The sequence below is a fragment of the Mesorhizobium sp. M0217 genome, assembly GCF_040321955.1.
Taxonomy (GTDB): domain Bacteria; phylum Pseudomonadota; class Alphaproteobacteria; order Rhizobiales; family Rhizobiaceae; genus Mesorhizobium.
Map to the genome: position 1 here is coordinate 39,451 of NZ_JAMYSN010000017.1, position 18,131 is coordinate 57,581.

Below are 18,131 nucleotides of genomic sequence, written 5' to 3' on the forward strand. Positions count from 1 at the left end.
GGGCCGCGTTCAGGATGCGGTTGTGAGGGCGCCATCCGCCGCGACACTCACACGCTTGCCGCGATAGGCCTCAAAAGCGTCGCGCCTGAGCCTGAGCGCTACCGGCGTCGGCCAGCCCATTTCCCTGGCCACAATCAAGCCAAGCAGCAGGATCGCGTCCGGCTCGTGCAGCACGAGTGCCGTCGGCGCATGGCCATTGTGGACGAGTTCCATCAGCACGGCTGACGCTGAGGACGAGCCGATCGTGCCGGGCAGGAACAGCACACGCCCGGAAATGGTCTCGCCATGCTGCGGGTGACGGACATCGGCGATGCGGCCGCTCTTCGGATCGACGCCGCCCCAGAAGCTGATCGGCGCCATCAGCACCAAGGCCAGCCCTTCGCCTCCGCTGCCCGGCACCAGGATTTCAGCGACGGCGCTCATGCGGCGATATCCGTAAACCTGGGCTTACCGGCAACCGCGCTTTCCACGCAGTCGGCCAGCGAGCCGTAAAGCACGGCGTAACCGGTATTGCCCGGCGCGTAGTGCGCGAATTTTCCCGAATTGGTCATCAGCACGCCGCCGGCCAGATTCGGCAGGATCGGCGTCACCACCACGCAGGTGTCGGCGACGATGATGACGCCGCTGGCTTCGAGCATCTTGCGCTTGCCGTTCTGCTCCAGCCTGGTGAGCACGTGGCGGCCGGTGCAGGCGTAAATCGGCACGCTGAGCCGCCGCCCGCCAATCAGCCGCTCAAGTGCATCGAATTCGGCCAAAGACAGATGCGGACTGCCGATCGCCACGGCATCGATGGCGGTCTGCGTGGCTGCGGTGGACAGGCCGGCGCGGGCCTTCATGGCCATCTCCGGCGTTACGCGGATCATCGTTTCCGGCCTGCCGCCCACCAGGATGGTCTCGGCGTCGGGCGCTTCTGGCGTTACCCCAGCGATATGGAACAGGCCGACGGCGCCCGACGATGCCGCCGCCGCGCCGAAGGCCTTCAGCGCATCCTCGCCGGGATGGCTGGATATGCCGGTGACGACGCAGACCGCGTTGCCGACCTCACGGCCGTAGAGGTTGCCCAGCACCGGCCAGGCGATCTCCGAACCAAGGAACGAGGCGGAGAGGCCGGACACATCGAACACCAGCCGTGCCTGCCGGTTCTCGGGGCGATGCAGGCCGTAATCCGGCGCGCGGCCCGATATGGCGCAGGCGATGTCGAGGAAGTCGCCATAGCGGTTGGTGCGTGCCCCCAGCACCGAATTGCAGAACACCACCGCGTTGGATTCACCCCAGGCGACATCGCTGCCAAGCGCTGGCCTGTGGCCGGCCTGATAGGGCGCGCAGGTCCAGCTCTGCTCGCAGCCCAGTTTGCGGTAGGCCTCCATCATTCGTCGCGCCATGCCGCGCGCCGGCTCTTCGAGGCGCACGCGCGAGCAGCCCATCAGGTCGAGCGCGCCGACATTGAGCGTCGAGCGCACCGCGACCCTGGCGCCGCCATCGACCAGCCTTTCGGCAAACAGCGTGCCGGAATCGCCGTGATAGAGCGCGCCGTCTATATGCGTCGAGGCGATCGGGATCAGTCGCGGCGCGCCGAGCAGCGCAGCGCTTTCGGCAACGATGCGCATCGCCATCGCCGCCCCGTCATGGCCGGAGGCGATTGTCTGCTCCTGTGCGCTGAGGGCGAGGCTCACGCGAACTCCTTGCGCATGGTGATCGAGGTCGGCCGGTCATAACCGTCATGCGCCGTGCGCGCGGTTTCGCGGAAGCCGAGACGCGCAAAGGTTGCGTGATTTGCCGTGAGCTCGACCCGCGTCTGCAGTTCGATGGCGGGTTTGTTGCGGTTGCGGGCAAGGTCCTCGACAGCCTGCATCAATCGTCTGCCGATGCCTTGGCCCTGAAGCCCGAGTTCGACGGCGAACTTGCCGATATAGAAATCATCGGGTCTCTCCAGCGCAAAAACGCAGCCTGCGATCTGGCCGCCCTGCAGAGCCACGAACACCGTTTCCCGCCCAGCCTTGTCCCTCAGGCTTTCGACGCACAGCAGATGCGCAGAGGAGGGCGGGTCGATGACGCCGTCCATCGGTGCAAAGGCGCGCATGATCAGGCTGAGCAGTTCGTCCCAGCGGTCGAAGCCGGGGGCGAACTGCGTGACCAAAACACTGGCAGGCTGATCCATGCGGTCAGCTTCTCTTGTAGCGGATCGTGTCGAAGCGCGCCGACAGCGCATCGTAGAGCAGCAGCCGGCCGACCAGTGGTTCGCCGATACCGGTGATCAGCTTGATCGCTTCCATTGCCTGCAAGGTGCCGATGACGCCGGTCAGCGCACCGACGACCCCGGCCACCGCGCAGGACGGCACCAGTCCTTCCGGCGGCGCTTCAGGAAAGAGGTCGCGATATCCAGGGTTCGGTCTGCCGTCGGCGCCGGTCCCGAACGGCATCAACACCGTCACCGAGCCGTCGAAGCGGCCGACGGCGGCATGCACGAGCGGCCGCTTTTCCGCCGCGCAGGCATCCGCCACCACATAGCGCGTCTCGAAATTGTCGGAGCCGTCGACGACCACGTCGTAGCGCGCGACGAGAACGGCAGCATTGTCGGCCGTCAGCCTGAAATCGTGCAATTCCACCGCGACATGGGGATTGATCCGGGCGATCGCTGCTTTGGCGCTCTCGGTCTTCGCCGTGCCGACCGTATGGGTGGCGTGGATCACTTGCCGCTGCAGATTGGACAGCGAGACAATATCGTCGTCGACGATTCCAAGCGTGCCGACGCCGGCGGCAGCGAGATATTCCAGCACCGGCGCGCCGAGGCCGCCGGCGCCGATCACCAGTACCCGCGCCCGCTTCAGCCTCTGCTGGCCGGCGCCGCCGATCTCGGGCAGCACGATGTGGCGGGCATAGCGTTCGAGCTCTTCGTCGGTGAGGGCGGCAGGGGTCATTGCCGGACCATATAGCGGAGCAAAAAGCTTGTCAGGTCTCTTCGGTTGGCCCAACCGTGCCGTGGTCGACGGTGAGGAACTGCGCGCGTCCCCTCAGGCTGGAAAACAGCGCGGCGTCGGTTCCGGTCATGAAGGCCTGGCAGCTCAGCTCTTCCAGGATCGAGAACAGCGCGGCGCGCCGGCCGGCATCGAGATGCGCGGCAATCTCGTCGAGCAACAGGATCGGCGTCATCCCCGACATCTCGCCGGTCAGCCTTGCGTGCGACAACACGATGCCGACCAGCAGCGCCTTCTGCTCTCCGGTCGAGCAGAGTTCGGCCGGCATCGCCTTGGGGCGGTGGCGCACCAGCAGATCCGAACGGTGCGGGCCATCGAACGTGCGTCCGGCGGCGCGGTCGCGCTCGCGGCCGTCGGCAAGGGCGGCGCGATAGCGTTCCTCGACGTCCACGGCGGGTGCTGTGGCGACGTCGCTTTCAAGGTCGCCGGAGAGGCTGATGTCGGCCTGCGGAAACGGCCCGCTGGAAGGCAGCCTGTCGATCATGGCGGTAAGCAGGCGTACCAGTTCGGCGCGCGCAGCCGCGATCGCCACGCCGGTTTCGGCCATCTGCATCTCGATGGCGTCGAACCAGGCGCCATCGCGCGAGCCTTCCGTAAGCAAGCGGTTACGTCCGCGCATCGCCTTCTCGTAATCGAGCGCACGCTGGCCGTGGCCGGGATCGACAGCCAAAACCAGCCGGTCGAGAAAGCGCCGCCGGTCGGCGGCAGGTCCGGGGAACAGGCCGTCCATGGCCGGCGTCAGCCAGACGACGCGCAGCCATTCCAGCATGGCGTCTGCCGACCGTGCCGGCGCGCCATTGATGCGCACCTTGCGACCGCCCTCGCCGGCCGCTTCACCCCCGGTGATGCCGGTGCCGATCTCGACCTGTCCCTCCGGCCCGTCGAGCCTTGCGTGGAGCGCAAAGCCGCCATCGCCGCCTTCGCGGGCCACGTCGACATAGGGCGCACGGCGCAGGCCGCGGCCCGGCGTCAGCAGGGAGATGGCTTCCAGAAGATTGGTCTTGCCGGCGCCATTGTCGCCGGAAAACACCACAGGGCCGGGGGAAAAGCCGATCGACAGCGCCGCATAGTTGCGGAAATTCGTAAGTGTTAGCTTCCTTATGTGACTTTGTTCCGGCAACCGCTATCCGCCTGTAGAAGTCGCCGCAATCAATTATGCTGCGGTGTGCCGCAGTGCGGCTGCTACACCCGCATCGGCATCAGCACGTAGAGCGCGGTCTCATCGGCCATGTCGTGGATCAGCGTCGGCGAACCGGCATCGGCCAGCATGAACTTGGCTTCCGTGCCGGTCAGTTGAGCAGCGACGTCGAGCAGATATTTGGCGTTGAAGCCGATCTCGATCGGGTCTGAGGAGTAATCAGCGGCCAGTTCCTCGGTTGCGCTGCCCGAATCCGGATTGTTGACGGCAAGCGTCACCTGGCCTTCGGTGATCGAAAGCTTCACCGCGCGGCCGCGCTCGGAGGAAATGGTCGAGACGCGATCGACGGCGGCGGCGAAGCTCTGGCGGTCGATGATCAGCTTCTTGTCGTTGCCGGTCGGAATGACGCGCTGGTAGTCCGGGAAAGTGCCGTCGATCAGCTTCGAGGTCAGAACCACGCTGCCGATGGTGAAGCGGATCTTGGTGTCGGACAATTCGGTGGTCACCGCGACATCGGGATCGTCGACCAGCTTCTGCAACTCGCTGACCGTCTTGCGCGGAATGATGATGCCCGGCATGCCTTCGGACCCGGCCGGAGCGTCGATCTCGGCGCGCGCCAGGCGGTGGCCGTCGGTCGCCACCGAACGCAGCTTCAGCTTGCCGCCAGTTTCATGCGTGTGCAGGTAGATGCCGTTGAGATAGTAGCGCGTCTCTTCGGTGGAGATGGCGAACTGGGTCTTTTCGATAAGGCCTCTCAGGGCGACGGAATCGAGCCGGAAGATGTGTGAGAAGGATCCCGCCGAAAGCTCCGGGAAATCGGACTGCGGCAGGCATTGCAGGCGAAAGCTCGAGCGGCCCGACGTTACCGTCATGGCGTTGCCGTCCTCGTCGGTCTTCAGCATCACTTCGGCGCCGTCGGCCAGCTTGCGCACGATGTCGTAGAGCAGGTGCGCCGGAACCGTCGTCGCCCCGCCGCGCTCGACCTTTGCCGGCGTCGCTTCGGTCACTTCGAGGTCGAGGTCGGTGGCTTTCATTTCAAGGCTGGCGCCCTCGGCGCTGAGCAGCACGTTCGACAGGATCGGTATGGTATTGCGCCGCTCGACCACGCGATGAACGTGGTTGAGCGACTTCAGGAGATTGGACCGTTCCAGGATAACACGCATGACGAAACAGGCTCGCTTGAATGAATGGACGGGTCACCAGTGGGCGGCGCCCCGCGAAAGGTCTGAACAGGCTCAGAATCTATGCAAACTGACAGGAAAAAGCCAGCAAACGCAAGTCCGGGCCACCGGTTCGCGCCGGTTAAGCGGGCTTTCTGGGGATAAAGCGGACGTTGGCCGGCAACCGATGCATGTCGCCGAAAACTGCGCAGCGGTTTTGGGACAACGACATGCATCAAAACAAGAAAATTTAAAGCGCGACGACCGTTTGCCGCGCCGATCAGGCTTGGTCGTTGATCAGCCTGCGCAACAGTTCCAGTTCCTGCGCCAGCGTGTTGTCGACGCCGGAAAGGTCCTCGATCTTGCGCACCGCATGCAGCACCGTGGTGTGGTCGCGCCCGCCGAACCGCCGGCCGATCTCCGGCAGCGAGCGCGGCGTCAATACCTTCGACAGGTACATGGCGACCTGCCTGGGCTTCACGATGGTGCGCGTGCGCCGGTTGGACAGCAACTCGGTCTTCGACACATTGTAGTGGCGCGCCACGATGCGCTGGATGTCCTCGATGCGCACCCGCTTCGGCTCGCCAGAGCGATAGATGTGCCCCAGGATCTCGTCGATGCGGTCGATGGTGATCGCCGGCTCGAACGACTGACGAAACAGCAGTTGGTTGAACGCGCCCTCCAGCTCACGACCGCTGCCGGTCACCGTGCGGGCGACATGGTTGAGGATCTCCTCCGAAATATTGAGCGATGCATCGTCGACCTTGGCGGTGGCAAGCCGAAGTTTGAGCATCCCTATGCGCATGGCGAAGTCCGGCGCCGACATTTCCAGCGCGACACCGCCATTGAGGCGCGAGCGCACCCGCGGTTCCAGCGATTCCAGTTCCGACGGCGGCCTGTCAGCGGCAACCACCACTTGCTTGGCGCTGTCGAGCAGCATGTTGATGAGATGGCAGAATTCGTGCTGGATCGACTTGCCCTGCAGGAACTGCATGTCGTCGATGATCAAGAGGTCGATGTCGCGCAGCTGTTCCTTCAGCGTCAGCGCATTGTTGTCGCGGATCGCGGTGGCGAAGCGCCACATGAAATATTCGGCCGTCAGATAGACGACGCGCGATTTCGGGTTCTGTTTCAGGGATTCGGCCGCAATCGCCTGCAAAAGGTGCGTCTTGCCGAGCCCGACGGTCGCATGAAGGAACAGCGGGTTGAAGCGCACCGCGCTCGACTGCGATTCCGCCACGGCTTTGGCTGCGGCGAAAGCCACCCGGTTCGACGGGCCTTCGATGAAGGAGCCGAACGTGTAGCGCGGGTCGAGCGGCGACCCCAGCACATTGTGCCGGAATTCGCTCTCGATCGGCGTGCCGGGACGAGGGGCGGGCGCCCGCTCCACCCTGCCGGGGCCGACCGTGCCGGCCGCCAATGCGGTCTGCGTATGCTTGGTCATCTTGCGCGCCGGCACGGCCTCGGGTTCGACGCCATTGCGGGCAGGACGGGTCGCGGTGCGCACGACCATCTCGATCTTGAGGATTTCGGGATCCTCGTGCTTCCACAGATCGGCGATGAGATCGAGATAATGGCCATTGATCCACGAGCGCAGGAAGGCCGTGGGCACCGAGATGCGTACAATGCCCCGGGAAGCCTCAGCCACCTTCATACGGCCGAACCAGCTCGAATAGACCTCGGTTCCCAGGCGCGCCTTCAACTGGGCCTTGACCCGGTCGAACTTCTGTTCCGCGTCGCTGGAAGCCGCCATATCGTGCGCTCCGACCAATGTTCCGGGAAATGGCAGGTCGCCCGTAAGCTCCCGCTCGATGCCGCTCTGCATGATTGTGCGTCCCTTTTCCTTTGTACCTTTTTTCCGCCGGGAGTGCGCCTCCTGCACCCATGTTTCCGGCGACCGTATCTTCGCTACAACACCACCGCCGCCGCCGGCGGATGACGTTGCCTCGTCAGAATGGGATGGGTCCCGGCTGCTTAAAGCCAGTCCGTCTGACATGTTCGGGCAAAGCGGTGCTACCCGGCGAAAACGCCGGTGCGCCATCAAGCTGCCATGTACAATTACGCCAGTCCCCTATCGTATCGAAAAGGCAAGCCATACCCGTTCGCGGAATTGATCCACGTCATGAATTCTGCCACTGTTAGCTGGCCGATTCAGGCTGGGTTAAGGGCTAATGGCCCGTCCCTTTCGATAGACCGACATTACCGAAATCGCTGTGGATAGGGCAAGGCCACCTCTAACGGATTTTTAAGGAATCTGGTTAGTGAACAACGGTTCGGGCTCCGTGCTGGAAGCGCATATTTTGACAAAGCCATTGGGATTCAAACCCTTTTGCCGCGAATATGAAAATGGCTGTGCGGTTTGAAATTTTCTGAAATAATTCGCTTGACACCAACTTGCTGCCTATCGCCCACAGGCGATGTGAACAAGCTGTGGATCACTTCCAGCAAGTCGTTGAAAAATATCAGCAATTTGTGACAGCCAAATTTATTGGCGTGGGCCGTTTCGGCGGATTGGAATATCAGTGGGAGTGTATGTGCCGGCAAAGCATTTCCAGACTCTGGAATGCGGCTCGGGCGTGCTTTGCGGCCGTTCTTTTTAAGTGCTTGCCGGCAAACGAAAAAACCCGGCACGATTGGCCGGGTTTGAAAGAACGACAGTTCAGGAACGGTCAATCAGGCCGACAGCACCTTGAGGCGGTGAGCCAGACGCGACACCTTGCGCGATGCCGTATTCTTATGGATCACGCCCTTGGTCGCGGCGCGCATCAATTCCGGCTCTGCGGTCTTGAAGGCTTCCAGCGCGGCTGCCTTGTCGCCGGCAGCCAGTGCCTCTTCGACCTGGCGGACATATGTACGCACGCGCGAGCGGCGGTTCTTGTTGATCGCTGCGCGGCGGGCGATCTTGCGCGTTGCTTTTTTGGCCGAGGAGGTATTGGCCATGATGCCTCTCTTCTGATCTGGTGGGCGCATGCGGGATGCCGCAGGGCGCAAAAAACAAACGGGCAGCCAACGGCCGCCTCGGTTGGAGCGGCTTATAGTTCAGCTTTTCCGGCGCGTCAACGCCGCTTTGGCTTCTTTTTGGTCCTCGCCGCCGCCACTCTAGCGATTGGTGAAATTCGGCTTCCGCTTCTCGGCAAAGGCTGCCATCCCTTCCTTCTGGTCGTCGAGCGCAAACAGCGAGTGGAACAGCCGGCGTTCGAAGCGCAGTCCCTCCGCCAGCGTCGTCTCGTAGGCGCGGTTGACTGCCTCCTTGGCCATCATCACCGATGGCAGTGAAAACTCTGATATCCTGGCCGCGGCCTTCATCGCCTCCTCGATCAACTCGCCGGCCGGCACGACGCGCGAGGCCAGGCCGCTGCGCTCGGCTTCGGCGGCATCCATCATCCGACCGGTCAGGCACATGTCCATGGCCTTCGACTTGCCGACAAAGCGGGTCAGCCGTTGCGAGCCGCCCATGCCGGGAATGACGCCAAGCGTGATTTCGGGTTGGCCGAACTTGGCCGTGTCGGCGGCAATGATGAAATCGCACATCATCGCCAGTTCGCAGCCGCCGCCCAGCGCATAGCCCGCGACAGCGGCGATCATCGGCTTGCGCGCACGGGTAAACTCTTCCCAGCCGACGAAGAAATCCTGCACATAGGCCTCCGCGTAGGTGACGGCCTGCATTTCCTTGATGTCGGCGCCCGCCGCAAAAGCCTTCTCGGAACCGGTGATGACCATGGCGCCGATGCCGGGATCGGCGTCGAACCCCTTTGCCGCCGTCAGCAAATCCGCCAGCACCTGCGCGTTCAGCGCGTTGAGCGCCTTAGGCCGGTTCAACGTGATCAGGCCGACCTTGCCGCGCGTCTCGACGATGATGGTTTCATAGCTCATGGGCTGGCCTCCTGGTTGCGGCACTGAAGGACCGTCTAGCTTACCGCTGGCAGGTCCGGCAATAAAAGGTCGAGCGGCCGCTTTGCACGATGCGCTCGATGTGGCCGCGACAGCCGGGCGTCGGACAGGGCTCGCCTTCGCGATCGTAGACCGCGAAGGAATGCTGGAAATAGCCCAGCGACCCGTCTGTGTGCACATAGTCGCGCAGCGAAGACCCGCCGGCGGCGATCGCATCGGCGATCACCGAACGGATTGCCTCGGCCAGTCGTTCGCTCTGTTCCTTGGCCTTCTTGCTGGTCCCGGCGATGGTGCCTGCCTCGCGCAATGGCGAAAGGCCGGCGCGCCACAGCGCTTCCGACACATAGATATTGCCGAGCCCGGCAATCAGCTTCTGGTCGAGCAGCGCCGCCTTCAACGGCGATCTGCGGCCCTTCAGCAGAGAGGCGAGCAGGGCGCCTTCCAGCGCATTGCCGGTCGGCTCGACGCCCAGTCCCGCGAGCATCGGATGCGCCTCGGCCAGGCCTTCCGCAAACAGCATGAAGCCGAACCGACGCGGGTCGTTGAAGACCACGCGAGACTGGACGCCGACAGGCGACACGACATGGAACACCACATGGTCGTGCTTGGCATTCCTCGAGCGCTCTTGATGGAACGTGCCGGGCGTCTCTTTCTCATCGGCGGTCTCGATGCGGAACGAGCCCGACATGCCGAGATGGCAGATCATCACCGGGCCATCGTCCAGGTGTATGGTGAGATATTTGGCGCGGCGGCCAAGCGCGATGACCGTCTTGCCGGTCAGCCGCTGCGCAAATTTCGCCGGAAACGGAAATCTGAGATCGGGCCGGCGCGCCTCGACGCGTACGATCCGCGCGCTTTCCAGAACCGGCTGCAGGCCGCGCCGGACGGTTTCGACCTCGGGCAGTTCAGGCATGGCCGCCTATCGCCGCATGGAAGGAAGCGCCGTGGCGGCCGCGCGCCAGCTTGAGGTGTTCGGCGACCGTCTCGCCGATATCGGCGAAGGTGGTCCTGAGCCCGATGTCGCCGCCCGTGAGACCCGGTGCGGTGCCGATGACCGGGACGCGTTCGCGCGTGTGGTCGGTGCCTCGCCATGTCGGATCGTTGCCATGGTCGGCGGTGAGGATGAGCAGATCGCCCGGCTTCAGCTTTGCCAGTGCCTCGGGCAGCCGGCGGTCGAAGGCTTCGAGCGCTGCAGCATAGCCGGCGACGTCGCGGCGATGGCCGAAATCGGTGTCGAAGTCGACGAAATTGGCGAACACCAGGTCGCCGTCGCCGGCATCGTCCATCGCACCCAGCGCCTTGTCGAACATTGCCATGTTGCCGGGCGCCTTGCGTACTTCCGAGATACCGCGATGGGCGAAGATGTCGCCGATCTTGCCGACCGCGATCACCCGGCTGCCGCGCCCGGTCAAGCGGTCGAGCAGCGTCGGCTCAGGCGGCGGCACGGCGTAGTCATGGCGGTTGTAGGTGCGCTCGAAGGTGGCCGATGTTTCGCCCAGGAAAGGCCGTGCGATCACCCGTCCGATCTTCAGCGGATCGACCAGCCGGCGTACCGTCTTGCAGAACTCGTAGAGCCGCTCCAGGCCGAAATGAACTTCGTGCGCTGCTATCTGCAGGACGGAATCGACCGAGGTGTAGCAGATCGGCTGGCCAGTGCGGATATGCTCCTCGCCGAAGCGCTCGATGATCTCCGTGCCGGGCGCATGGCAGTTGCCGAGAATGCCCGGCACCTTACCCTCGCGGATCATCGCTTCGGTCAGTTCGGCAGGGAAGGTGGGCACCTTATCGGGGAAATAGCCCCAGTCGAACCGCACGGGCAGCCCGGCGATTTCCCAGTGACCCGACGGCGTATCCTTGCCGCTCGAAATCTCCTGCGCGGCGCCGTGGAAAGCGGAGGCTGAAACAGCGGCTTTGCTGTCGAATTGGAAGCCGGTTGCGGTTTCTGCTGCGCGGCCGAGACCGAGCGAAACCATGGTGGGCACCTTCAGCGGTCCCTCGCGCAGGCCCTCGCGATCGGCGCGGGCTTCCGCGCAGGCCAGCGCGATATGTCCGAATGTGTTCGAGCCGGCGTCGCCATAGGGTTCGGCATCGGCGGCGCCGCCAATGCCGAAAGAATCGAGAACGAAGAGGAAAGCGCGTGCCATCGGTGCCGTCATTGCCAGTCTGGTTGACCAGACATAAGGTCCCGTCGCGGCATTGGCAAATCGTAAACCAGGCGGCAACGGCCTGACGCGATGGTCGCGAAGTCGGGCAGGCGCGCTGTACGCATCCTTGAGACATGCGATGCGCTTCAAGGAACGGCGTGCGGGGCATGGATCGATGAGACGGGCTGACCTGGGTTGGAGTGCACTGGCGACCACTGTAGCGCTGCTGGCCTCGCAGCTCGCCGCGCACGCCGACTGGCGCGACCAGATCGGCACGTTTCGGATCGGCATCGTTGCCGAGCCGGGCGCCGGCAACACGGTTCCGGGTCTGGCCATGCTGACTGACGCCTACGGCAGGGCGCTCGGCATGAAGGTGGAATTCGTCGTCGCGCATGACTATGCGGCGCTGATAGAGGCACAGGCCAATGGCCGGATTCAGTACGCGGTCTATTCGGCGACCGCCTACGCCACCGCCTCGGAGCGCTGCGGCTGCGTCGAACCTCTTGTGGCGCCGGTCGATGCCGACGGTGCCACGGGCATCCGCTCCGTGCTTTTGACGCGCGACGGCAGGCTTTCCGATCTCGCGGCCCTGGAAACGCACCGCATCGCCATGGCGCCTTCCGACAATGTCGGCGGTTCGCTTCTACCGCTCGCCGGGCTGGCGGCCGACGGCATCAAGATCAGCCAGGATGCGCCATTCCTCGTTCATGCCGGCTCGGCTGCCGCCGCAGAAGCGATGCTGGCCGATGGCCAGGCCGATGCCGTATTCGGCTGGGAGCGGGCCACGGCGGAAAACCGGACGGCGATTGCTGGCGATCAGCCGGCTGATCCGGACGGCACGGCGGCGCGGCTGGAGGCGGCGGGGATTCCAGAAGCCGCGCTCCAGATCATCTGGACTTCCGGCGTGCTCAGATACGGCCCTCACGCCGTCCGCAGCGATCTCGACCCCGAAGCCAAACGCCGACTGACCGTCTTCCTCACCAATCTCAGATCGCAGTCGCCGGAAGTCTACGATTTCGTGGAATCGAGACATTCGGGAGGGTTCACGCTCGCCGCTGCGAGTGACTATGTGATGGCCGCTTCCATCGTGCGCCTGGTGTCAGCCAGCACCGACAGCAGCGCGCAATGAACCCGGGTTGAATGGGTAGAACTGCTTCAGCAATCGCTGCACGGGATCGACGTGGCCCGGCGCGGCCTGAGATAGTAGGTTTCGCTCATCGTTATCTTGCCTTCGTTGAAGGCCGAGATAAATCCGAGCGGCTTTTCGGAGCCTTCCGACCAGGAGATGATCGGTTGGTATGCTAGAGTGGTTTTGACACGAATGAGGAAAGTCCCCGCAACATTGAGCGTCGCCGGAACGGTGGTGGAAGTTGTCGGGTTGGAGTCGCGGCCAGTCTTCCCATCCAGCACGCTCCAGGACCACGCCACCTTTGCTTGCGGTATCGGATTGTTCGGGTCGGTTCTGATGTCGATTGCCGTAATGGAGATATTGGCGACCGAGCGGTTGTAAGGCTGAAGGCTGGAGTTGCCGATCTTCATGATGTCGGTGAGATCTGCGTTGACCACCGACGTTTGCTGCGTGACGAGGTCGGCAACCATGGAGCTGATGCGGCTGACCTTCTTGCTGGCCTCGATGGCTTGCGAGGCCTCCATGGTAATGAAATACATGATCAGCAAGACAGGCACGATGAGGGCAAACTCGACGGCCGCTATGCCGCGCCGATCGGAAAAAAACCGCGCCGCTCTCTTCCAGACAACCGACATCCCCGGATGTGCCCCCGCACGAAACATGCACTTTTCCTTTTGCTTACACGTGCAAACTCAGTTGTCGAATGGCTCGTTTTGCCACGTTGTCGTCGCGTAATGCAGAGTCTTGCCGCCATCCATATTCGACATGTATTGAGCCATGAAATCGGTCATGACCGGCCAAGGGTAAAAGACCCGCAGCATGTTCTTTGATTCTGCCGGACCTATTGTAGGGGTCCCGAAAGCCGGGTCCTTGCCTGTATCCGGATCCTTGCCCGTCAGCGTGATGGTCGAGCCGGAAATCGTGAAACCCGCACTGGCTGCCCCGGCAAAGGTCTTGAACGGGCGCAGATCCACCAGCAAACCGGGGCAACCCTTCGCGACAATGATCTCGAGTCTGGCGCAGACCAAGCCCTTCAGCTTCTCTTCCGTCACATCGGCTTGCCTCAACTGGCCAGTACGCAACTGACGGGCGATATCATCGGTGATGTTGGCCATCACCTCCTGTCCGGCAAATGAAACGCAGCTCTCGAGGATGGCGAAGACGAGAGCCGCAAACGGTAACGCAAGCATCGCGAATTCTATCGCCGTGCTGCCGCGCCGATCACGCAGGAAACGACGGGCAAACGTCACGCGCCCTGCCTTGGCCTTGATCTCGCGTTCTGAATCCTCGTCCAAAACGTCGCCCATATCCCGTTCCTGCCGATCCTGATGCGGTACCGTCAGCACCACTATCAAGAACCCATTTAGCTCCGGTTTGAATGACCGTTAAATTCGACCAGGCGACATTAACCGGCCGCTAACCGACGCGGCTTTCCCGAGACAATCGAGCCAACTGAGGCGCTTACTGCCCAGCGCTCATCTCGGCTTCGGACGACTTTTCCGAGTCGCTCTTGTACGAGCTTTCGCAATAGGGCGTGCAGGACATGGTCTGTACCGAGGCGCGCCTGTAGATACGCACGGACGACGCGTCCTGGCGCACCACGGTCACCTGCTCGTCGACGATCGGGCTGCCATCGTGGTCGAGGACAACCAGATTGGTGACGCCGAACCCCTTGCCAGTCAGTACGATCGTCGATGCATCCTGGACGGAGGCGTCGGCAATCGCCGGATTGCCGACGACTATGGTGTCGGCGGGGCGTGTCAGTTTGACGATCTTGGCCTGATTCATCGTCACTTCGATGCCGGCTCCGGCCTTGGCCGGTAGCACAAAAGCCGGGACGGCGAGAAGCGCGACAAGCAGGAATGACGATTTCATGGCAGTCATCAAGGCGCTCCACAGCGGCAAAACTTGTTCAAAGAAACATGAAGGAGATTGGTGAACCAACGGTTAAACCCTTGACCGGCGCCGGGGTATTCGCACCAATCCTGCTGCCAGCTAATATAACAATGCATCCTGCCGATAGCCGTGAAATTACAGCTCTTCACGGGCAGGCGAGCTACTGTCCAGCGTTTAGTTTACGGTTAACCACGCAAGCTGTTCGAAGCGGGAAAGGAATCGGTAAGGCTGTTTATTAAGCCGATTGAAAGAGCTTCTCCGTAGATTGGCAGCATCCGATCAACCACCACAGAAGTTGACGGAAGTGCTGTAACACGTGGAGTAGGAGCTCTCGAATGTCTAATCTCATCGCACGTTTCGCGAAGGACGAATCCGGCGCGACCGCTATCGAATACGGTCTGATCGCCGCTCTCATCGCGCTTGCCATCATGGTTGGCGCTGGTCAGCTCGGCAATGCCCTGAACGCCAAGTTCACGGCCATCGCGGATTGCGTGGAGGATCCGTCGAACCCTGCTGCTTGTAAGTAATAATCTAGCATCCTGTTTCGACAGGCAGACTGGAAGGGCCGCCTCGCTGGCGGCCCTTTTGTCTTTAGAGATCGGATCGTTTGGCTTGGGTTGTTGCTGCGCCGCTTAGCGCGCTGATATCTATCGGGATTTGGCCCGGATGAGCAGAACTCACCAATCCTTAACCCAAGCCGCCTAACCTGCAGCCATCGTTGCCTTTCCAACCATGAGAGACCGATGCTCAACGCACTGATCTTCGTTGTCTTTCCGTTTTGCATGCTTTTTGCGGCGATCTCCGACGCCCTGTCGATGACAATCTCCAATCGGGTGCCGGTGCTGCTTGTGGCTGTCTTTGCCGTGGTTGCGCCACTGACGGGTATGGACTGGGCAACTTATGGCTGGCATTTCGCCGCCGGCGGCCTGGTGCTGGCGGTGACATTCGGTCTGTTTGCGCTCGGCGGCATGGGCGGCGGCGATGCCAAGCTTTTGGCAGCCACGTCCATCTGGATGGGGCTCAACATTCACCTTGTCAACTACCTCGTGGCTTCCACGTTCATCGGTGGCCTGCTGACGCTCGCCATTCTCCTCTATCGGAAATCGCCGCTGGCGACCTACACCAGTCACAATCCGGTCCTGCGCCATTTCGCCGACGAGATGAATGGCGTTCCCTATGGCATCGCACTCGGCATTGGCGGGCTGCTGACCTATCCCGATTCGCCCTTGATGGAATGGGCATTGGCAAGGTTGGCGACCTGATGTAGCGAACCTCCTCTGCGCTTTCGGCATCGATCCTGAAAAGAGGCGGCTTGGCCGCCTTTTTCATTTGTCGGAGCATGGTCGTGTAATTATGTAAACCTTGAATTAATCACGATCGTAAGCATTGTATTAACCTTGTTTTGACGATTGCCGCTGCAAAGTCCGGCCTGGCTAGGTGGTTGCCTAAAGGCGAGGGTTCGGACAGATGCCAGCATCCCGACTGATCATTCTGGGCGTGGCGGTGGCCGCGGCGGGTGGTGCAGGTTATGTTGCCAAGAATATGGTGGCGGTCCCGCCCCAGCAGGTCGTCGTCGATGCCCCGCAGGCGCCGGCCATCGCCTTGCAGGATGTGCTCGTGCTTTCCGGCGACGTGCCGATGGGAAGCCCGCTTGAGAACAATCTCAGCTGGGAGTCCTGGCCGTCCGATGGCATCAATGCGAATTTCATCACCCGTGCCGCCGAACCCGAAGCGCGGGAGAAGCTGAAGGGCTCCGTCGCCCGCATGGCGATGTACACCGGTGAGCCGTTGCGGCGCTCCAAGCTGATCGGCGAGGGGCAGAGCTTCATGTCTTCGATCCTGCCCACCGGCATGCGTGCCGTCGCCACCGCGATCTCGGCCGACACGTCGGCAGGCGGCTTTATCCTGCCTAACGATTTTGTCGACGTCATCATGACCCGCAGATCCGACACCGGCAACGCCGGTAGCGGATTCACCACCGAGACCATCCTCAAGAACATCCGCGTCCTGGCGATCGATCAGACCATCCAGGAGGACGAGGAAGGCAAGAAGACCAGGGTCGGACAGACGGCGACGCTGGAGCTGACGCCGCAGCAGGCCGAGATCATCACCGTCGCCCAGCAGATGGCCGATCGCCTGACGCTGGCGCTGCGCTCGATCACCGACAACAAGGAAAAGGGTACCGATGAAGCCGACTACCTCGTTTCCGGCAATGGGCGGCGCGGAACGGTGCGGTTGATCAAATCGGGCGAAGTTTCCGAAGTAGGGGCAAGGAAATGAGGTTAGTCGCTAGACTGCCGGTCACCACGGCTGCGGCCATCGGCCTGCTTTTTCTCGGAGCCCATGCAAGTGGCCTTGTCGACGCCAAGGCCGCCGGAAAGAGCGTCGGGGTCATGGCCTCGTCGGCCACGCAACGTGTCAAGCTTGGCCTCAACAAATCGGTGGTCATCGATCTGCCGAGCGACGCCTACGACATCCTGGTCGCCAACCCCGCGGTCGCCGATGCGGTGACCCGCACCGCAAGGCGGATCTATCTGTTCGGCAAGTCGGTGGGCGAAACCAACATCTTCGTCTTCGGTCCCAATGGCGAGCAGATCGCCAGCCTGGATCTGGCCGTCGAACGCGACGTCGCCGGATTGGAAGATTATCTCAAGCGCTTCCTTCCGAATGCCGAGATCAAGGTCGAGTTGCTGAACGACAACGTCGTCCTGACCGGGACGGTGGACACGCCGCTCGATGCCAAGCGCGCCGTCGATCTGGCAACCATCTTCGTGTCCGGCGGTGAAGCGACGACCGGTCAGTATTCGCAGACCGCGGCAGGCGGCAATGCCAATGGCGGCGTCGACATCAACAATCCGGATGCCGAACGCCGGGTCTCGAAGATCGTCAACCTGCTGCAGATCATCGGCGACGACCAGGTGACGCTGAAGGTGACCGTGGCCGAAGTCAGCCGCTCGGTGATGAAGCAGCTCGGCGTCAACATGGTTGGCAAAGGCAGCTCCAACGGCATCAGCTTCAATGCGACCAGTGACACCTTCCCCGGCCTAGGCAAGCCGTTGTCGAGTTCGGGGGTCAATTTTGCCACCTCTGCTCTGCAGGGCTACATCACTGCGATGGAGCAGTCCGGCGTCATGAAAACGCTGGCCGAGCCTACTTTGACGGCCGTCTCCGGTGAGAAGGCGACCTTCAAGGTCGGCGGCGAGTACAATATGGTCAGCGCCGTTACAAATGCCAAGTCGGATGCCAATCAGAATGCCGACAGGGTTTGGACGGCTCAGAAAATCGAATACGGCATCGGCCTGGAATTTCAGCCTGTGGTGCTGTCGCCCGGTCGCATCAGCCTGAAGGTCAGGACGTCGGTTTCCGAACCGACCACCGAAGGCGCGGTCTCTTTCGGAGACACCAACGTCATATCGCTGCGCAAACGTTTGGCCGACACGACCGTGGAACTGCCTTCGGGTGGATCGATGATGATAGCCGGCCTCGTCCGCGACGACGTCAGGCAGGCGGTAAACGGCTTGCCCGGACTGACCAAGATCCCGGTGCTCGGCACGCTGTTCCGCAGCCGCGATTTCGTCCGCAACGAAAGCGAGTTGGTCATCATCATCACGCCTTATCTGGCGCGGCCGGTGGCGCGCAACGACCTGGCCAAGCCGGATGACAATTTCAACGCCGCCGGCGATGGCCCGGCCATGTTCCTTGGCCGCGTCAACCGCGTCTACGGCACCATGCAGACAGACAAGCCCAACGGCCGCTACCACGGCGTTGTCGGCTTCATCTACAAGTAAGCGGGGAGCG

Annotated in this window: 20 protein-coding genes; 5 read left to right on the top strand and 15 right to left on the bottom strand. The window is 62.5% G+C overall.

The window, feature by feature from the left end; all coding sequences use genetic code 11:
* Nucleotides 1-9: 9 nt before the first annotated feature.
* From NKJ18_RS23355 to NKJ18_RS23410, 12 genes are all read right to left on the bottom strand, one after another.
* Entirely contained in the window at nt 10-423 is a 414-nt protein-coding gene (locus tag NKJ18_RS23355) for an aconitase X swivel domain-containing protein (RefSeq protein WP_023682001.1), read from the bottom strand.
* On the bottom strand, nt 420-1,673 hold the full coding sequence (locus NKJ18_RS23360) for an aconitase X (protein ID WP_352759861.1): 1,254 nt from the start codon (nt 1,671-1,673) through the stop codon (nt 420-422). The genes NKJ18_RS23355 and NKJ18_RS23360 overlap by 4 nt, the downstream gene beginning before the upstream one ends.
* Entirely contained in the window at nt 1,670-2,158 is a 489-nt protein-coding gene (locus tag NKJ18_RS23365) for a GNAT family N-acetyltransferase (RefSeq protein ID WP_023755156.1), read from the bottom strand. The genes NKJ18_RS23360 and NKJ18_RS23365 overlap by 4 nt, the downstream gene beginning before the upstream one ends.
* A 4-nt stretch (nt 2,159-2,162) precedes the next feature.
* On the bottom strand, nt 2,163-2,918 hold the full coding sequence (locus tag NKJ18_RS23370; protein ID WP_023681998.1) for a molybdopterin-synthase adenylyltransferase MoeB: 756 nt from the start codon (nt 2,916-2,918) through the stop codon (nt 2,163-2,165).
* 31 nt (nt 2,919-2,949) lie between these two features.
* A complete protein-coding gene (recF, locus tag NKJ18_RS23375; RefSeq protein ID WP_023726852.1) occupies nt 2,950-4,095 on the bottom strand; it encodes a DNA replication/repair protein RecF in 1,146 nt (381 codons plus the stop codon).
* A gap of 62 nt (nt 4,096-4,157) precedes the next feature.
* Complete coding sequence (gene dnaN / locus NKJ18_RS23380; protein WP_023669575.1) at nt 4,158-5,276, bottom strand: DNA polymerase III subunit beta; 1,119 nt, start codon at nt 5,274-5,276, stop codon at nt 4,158-4,160.
* A 277-nt stretch (nt 5,277-5,553) separates the two neighbouring features.
* The gene (gene dnaA, locus NKJ18_RS23385) at nt 5,554-7,098 is read right to left on the bottom strand and encodes a chromosomal replication initiator protein DnaA (RefSeq protein WP_031195619.1); all 1,545 of its coding nucleotides are present in this window, start codon (nt 7,096-7,098) and stop codon (nt 5,554-5,556) included.
* 494 nt (nt 7,099-7,592) lie between these two features.
* Complete coding sequence (locus tag NKJ18_RS23390; protein WP_156932360.1) at nt 7,593-7,946, bottom strand: hypothetical protein; 354 nt, start codon at nt 7,944-7,946, stop codon at nt 7,593-7,595.
* Nucleotides 7,947-8,213, bottom strand: coding sequence for a 30S ribosomal protein S20 (gene rpsT / locus NKJ18_RS23395; RefSeq protein ID WP_023681995.1), 267 nt, complete (start codon nt 8,211-8,213; stop codon nt 7,947-7,949). It lies immediately after the preceding gene.
* 159 nt (nt 8,214-8,372) lie between these two features.
* Nucleotides 8,373-9,146 (bottom strand): enoyl-CoA hydratase, encoded by a 774-nt coding sequence (locus NKJ18_RS23400; protein ID WP_023681994.1) that lies wholly within the window; start codon nt 9,144-9,146, stop codon nt 8,373-8,375.
* A gap of 40 nt (nt 9,147-9,186) precedes the next feature.
* Nucleotides 9,187-10,077 (bottom strand): bifunctional DNA-formamidopyrimidine glycosylase/DNA-(apurinic or apyrimidinic site) lyase, encoded by an 891-nt coding sequence (gene mutM, locus NKJ18_RS23405; protein WP_023681993.1) that lies wholly within the window; start codon nt 10,075-10,077, stop codon nt 9,187-9,189.
* Nucleotides 10,070-11,308 carry a phosphopentomutase gene (locus NKJ18_RS23410; protein ID WP_023681992.1) on the bottom strand — a complete coding sequence of 413 codons (1,239 nt, stop codon included), beginning with the start codon at nt 11,306-11,308 and terminating at the stop codon, nt 10,070-10,072. The genes mutM and NKJ18_RS23410 overlap by 8 nt, the downstream gene beginning before the upstream one ends.
* 175 nt (nt 11,309-11,483) lie before the next feature.
* On the opposite strand from NKJ18_RS23410, the gene NKJ18_RS23415 reads away from it, so the two are divergent.
* Complete coding sequence (locus NKJ18_RS23415) at nt 11,484-12,437, top strand: PhnD/SsuA/transferrin family substrate-binding protein (RefSeq protein WP_352759864.1); 954 nt, start codon at nt 11,484-11,486, stop codon at nt 12,435-12,437.
* Nucleotides 12,438-12,463: 26 nt separating this feature from the next.
* Here the strand turns inward: NKJ18_RS23415 and NKJ18_RS23420 are convergent, their stop codons facing one another.
* The 3 genes from NKJ18_RS23420 to NKJ18_RS23430 form a co-directional block, all read right to left on the bottom strand.
* Nucleotides 12,464-13,099, bottom strand: a complete 636-nt coding sequence (locus NKJ18_RS23420; protein WP_352759866.1) for a TadE/TadG family type IV pilus assembly protein — start codon at nt 13,097-13,099, stop codon at nt 12,464-12,466.
* A 30-nt stretch (nt 13,100-13,129) separates the two neighbouring features.
* The gene (locus tag NKJ18_RS23425) at nt 13,130-13,744 is read right to left on the bottom strand and encodes a TadE/TadG family type IV pilus assembly protein (RefSeq protein WP_352759867.1); all 615 of its coding nucleotides are present in this window, start codon (nt 13,742-13,744) and stop codon (nt 13,130-13,132) included.
* A gap of 154 nt (nt 13,745-13,898) precedes the next feature.
* A complete protein-coding gene (locus NKJ18_RS23430; protein ID WP_023681988.1) occupies nt 13,899-14,321 on the bottom strand; it encodes a pilus assembly protein N-terminal domain-containing protein in 423 nt (140 codons plus the stop codon).
* A gap of 347 nt (nt 14,322-14,668) precedes the next feature.
* Between NKJ18_RS23430 and NKJ18_RS23435 the strand changes: the two genes are divergently transcribed.
* From NKJ18_RS23435 to NKJ18_RS23450, 4 genes are all read left to right on the top strand, one after another.
* Nucleotides 14,669-14,860, top strand: a complete 192-nt coding sequence (locus NKJ18_RS23435) for a Flp family type IVb pilin (protein WP_352759869.1) — start codon at nt 14,669-14,671, stop codon at nt 14,858-14,860.
* Between the two features lie 216 nt (nt 14,861-15,076).
* Nucleotides 15,077-15,595: an A24 family peptidase gene (locus NKJ18_RS23440; protein ID WP_023688722.1), complete on the top strand. Its 519-nt coding sequence runs from the start codon at nt 15,077-15,079 to the stop codon at nt 15,593-15,595.
* A 205-nt stretch (nt 15,596-15,800) separates the two neighbouring features.
* A complete protein-coding gene (cpaB, locus tag NKJ18_RS23445; RefSeq protein WP_023688721.1) occupies nt 15,801-16,613 on the top strand; it encodes a Flp pilus assembly protein CpaB in 813 nt (270 codons plus the stop codon).
* Nucleotides 16,610-18,121: a type II and III secretion system protein family protein gene (locus tag NKJ18_RS23450; RefSeq protein ID WP_023823744.1), complete on the top strand. Its 1,512-nt coding sequence runs from the start codon at nt 16,610-16,612 to the stop codon at nt 18,119-18,121. The genes cpaB and NKJ18_RS23450 overlap by 4 nt, the downstream gene beginning before the upstream one ends.
* Nucleotides 18,122-18,131: the final 10 nt, after the last annotated feature.

Bases quoted from the DNA above. Each gene is read 5' to 3' on its own strand.
- NKJ18_RS23420 (WP_352759866.1), bottom strand. From the start codon at position 13,099: ATGTTTCGTGCGGGGGCACATCCGGGGATGTCGGTTGTCTGGAAGAGA.
- NKJ18_RS23415 (WP_352759864.1), top strand. From the start codon at position 11,484: ATGAGACGGGCTGACCTGGGTTGGAGTGCACTGGCGACCACTGTAGCG.
- NKJ18_RS23370 (WP_023681998.1), bottom strand. From the start codon at position 2,918: ATGACCCCTGCCGCCCTCACCGACGAAGAGCTCGAACGCTATGCCCGC.
- NKJ18_RS23435 (WP_352759869.1), top strand. From the start codon at position 14,669: ATGTCTAATCTCATCGCACGTTTCGCGAAGGACGAATCCGGCGCGACC.
- NKJ18_RS23400 (WP_023681994.1), bottom strand. From the start codon at position 9,146: ATGAGCTATGAAACCATCATCGTCGAGACGCGCGGCAAGGTCGGCCTG.
- NKJ18_RS23430 (WP_023681988.1), bottom strand. From the start codon at position 14,321: ATGACTGCCATGAAATCGTCATTCCTGCTTGTCGCGCTTCTCGCCGTC.
- dnaN (WP_023669575.1), bottom strand. From the start codon at position 5,276: ATGCGTGTTATCCTGGAACGGTCCAATCTCCTGAAGTCGCTCAACCAC.
- NKJ18_RS23440 (WP_023688722.1), top strand. From the start codon at position 15,077: ATGCTCAACGCACTGATCTTCGTTGTCTTTCCGTTTTGCATGCTTTTT.
- NKJ18_RS23450 (WP_023823744.1), top strand. From the start codon at position 16,610: ATGAGGTTAGTCGCTAGACTGCCGGTCACCACGGCTGCGGCCATCGGC.
- NKJ18_RS23355 (WP_023682001.1), bottom strand. From the start codon at position 423: ATGAGCGCCGTCGCTGAAATCCTGGTGCCGGGCAGCGGAGGCGAAGGG.
- rpsT (WP_023681995.1), bottom strand. From the start codon at position 8,213: ATGGCCAATACCTCCTCGGCCAAAAAAGCAACGCGCAAGATCGCCCGC.
- dnaA (WP_031195619.1), bottom strand. From the start codon at position 7,098: ATGCAGAGCGGCATCGAGCGGGAGCTTACGGGCGACCTGCCATTTCCC.
- NKJ18_RS23365 (WP_023755156.1), bottom strand. From the start codon at position 2,158: ATGGATCAGCCTGCCAGTGTTTTGGTCACGCAGTTCGCCCCCGGCTTC.
- cpaB (WP_023688721.1), top strand. From the start codon at position 15,801: ATGCCAGCATCCCGACTGATCATTCTGGGCGTGGCGGTGGCCGCGGCG.
- mutM (WP_023681993.1), bottom strand. From the start codon at position 10,077: ATGCCTGAACTGCCCGAGGTCGAAACCGTCCGGCGCGGCCTGCAGCCG.
- NKJ18_RS23425 (WP_352759867.1), bottom strand. From the start codon at position 13,744: ATGGGCGACGTTTTGGACGAGGATTCAGAACGCGAGATCAAGGCCAAG.
- NKJ18_RS23410 (WP_023681992.1), bottom strand. From the start codon at position 11,308: ATGGCACGCGCTTTCCTCTTCGTTCTCGATTCTTTCGGCATTGGCGGC.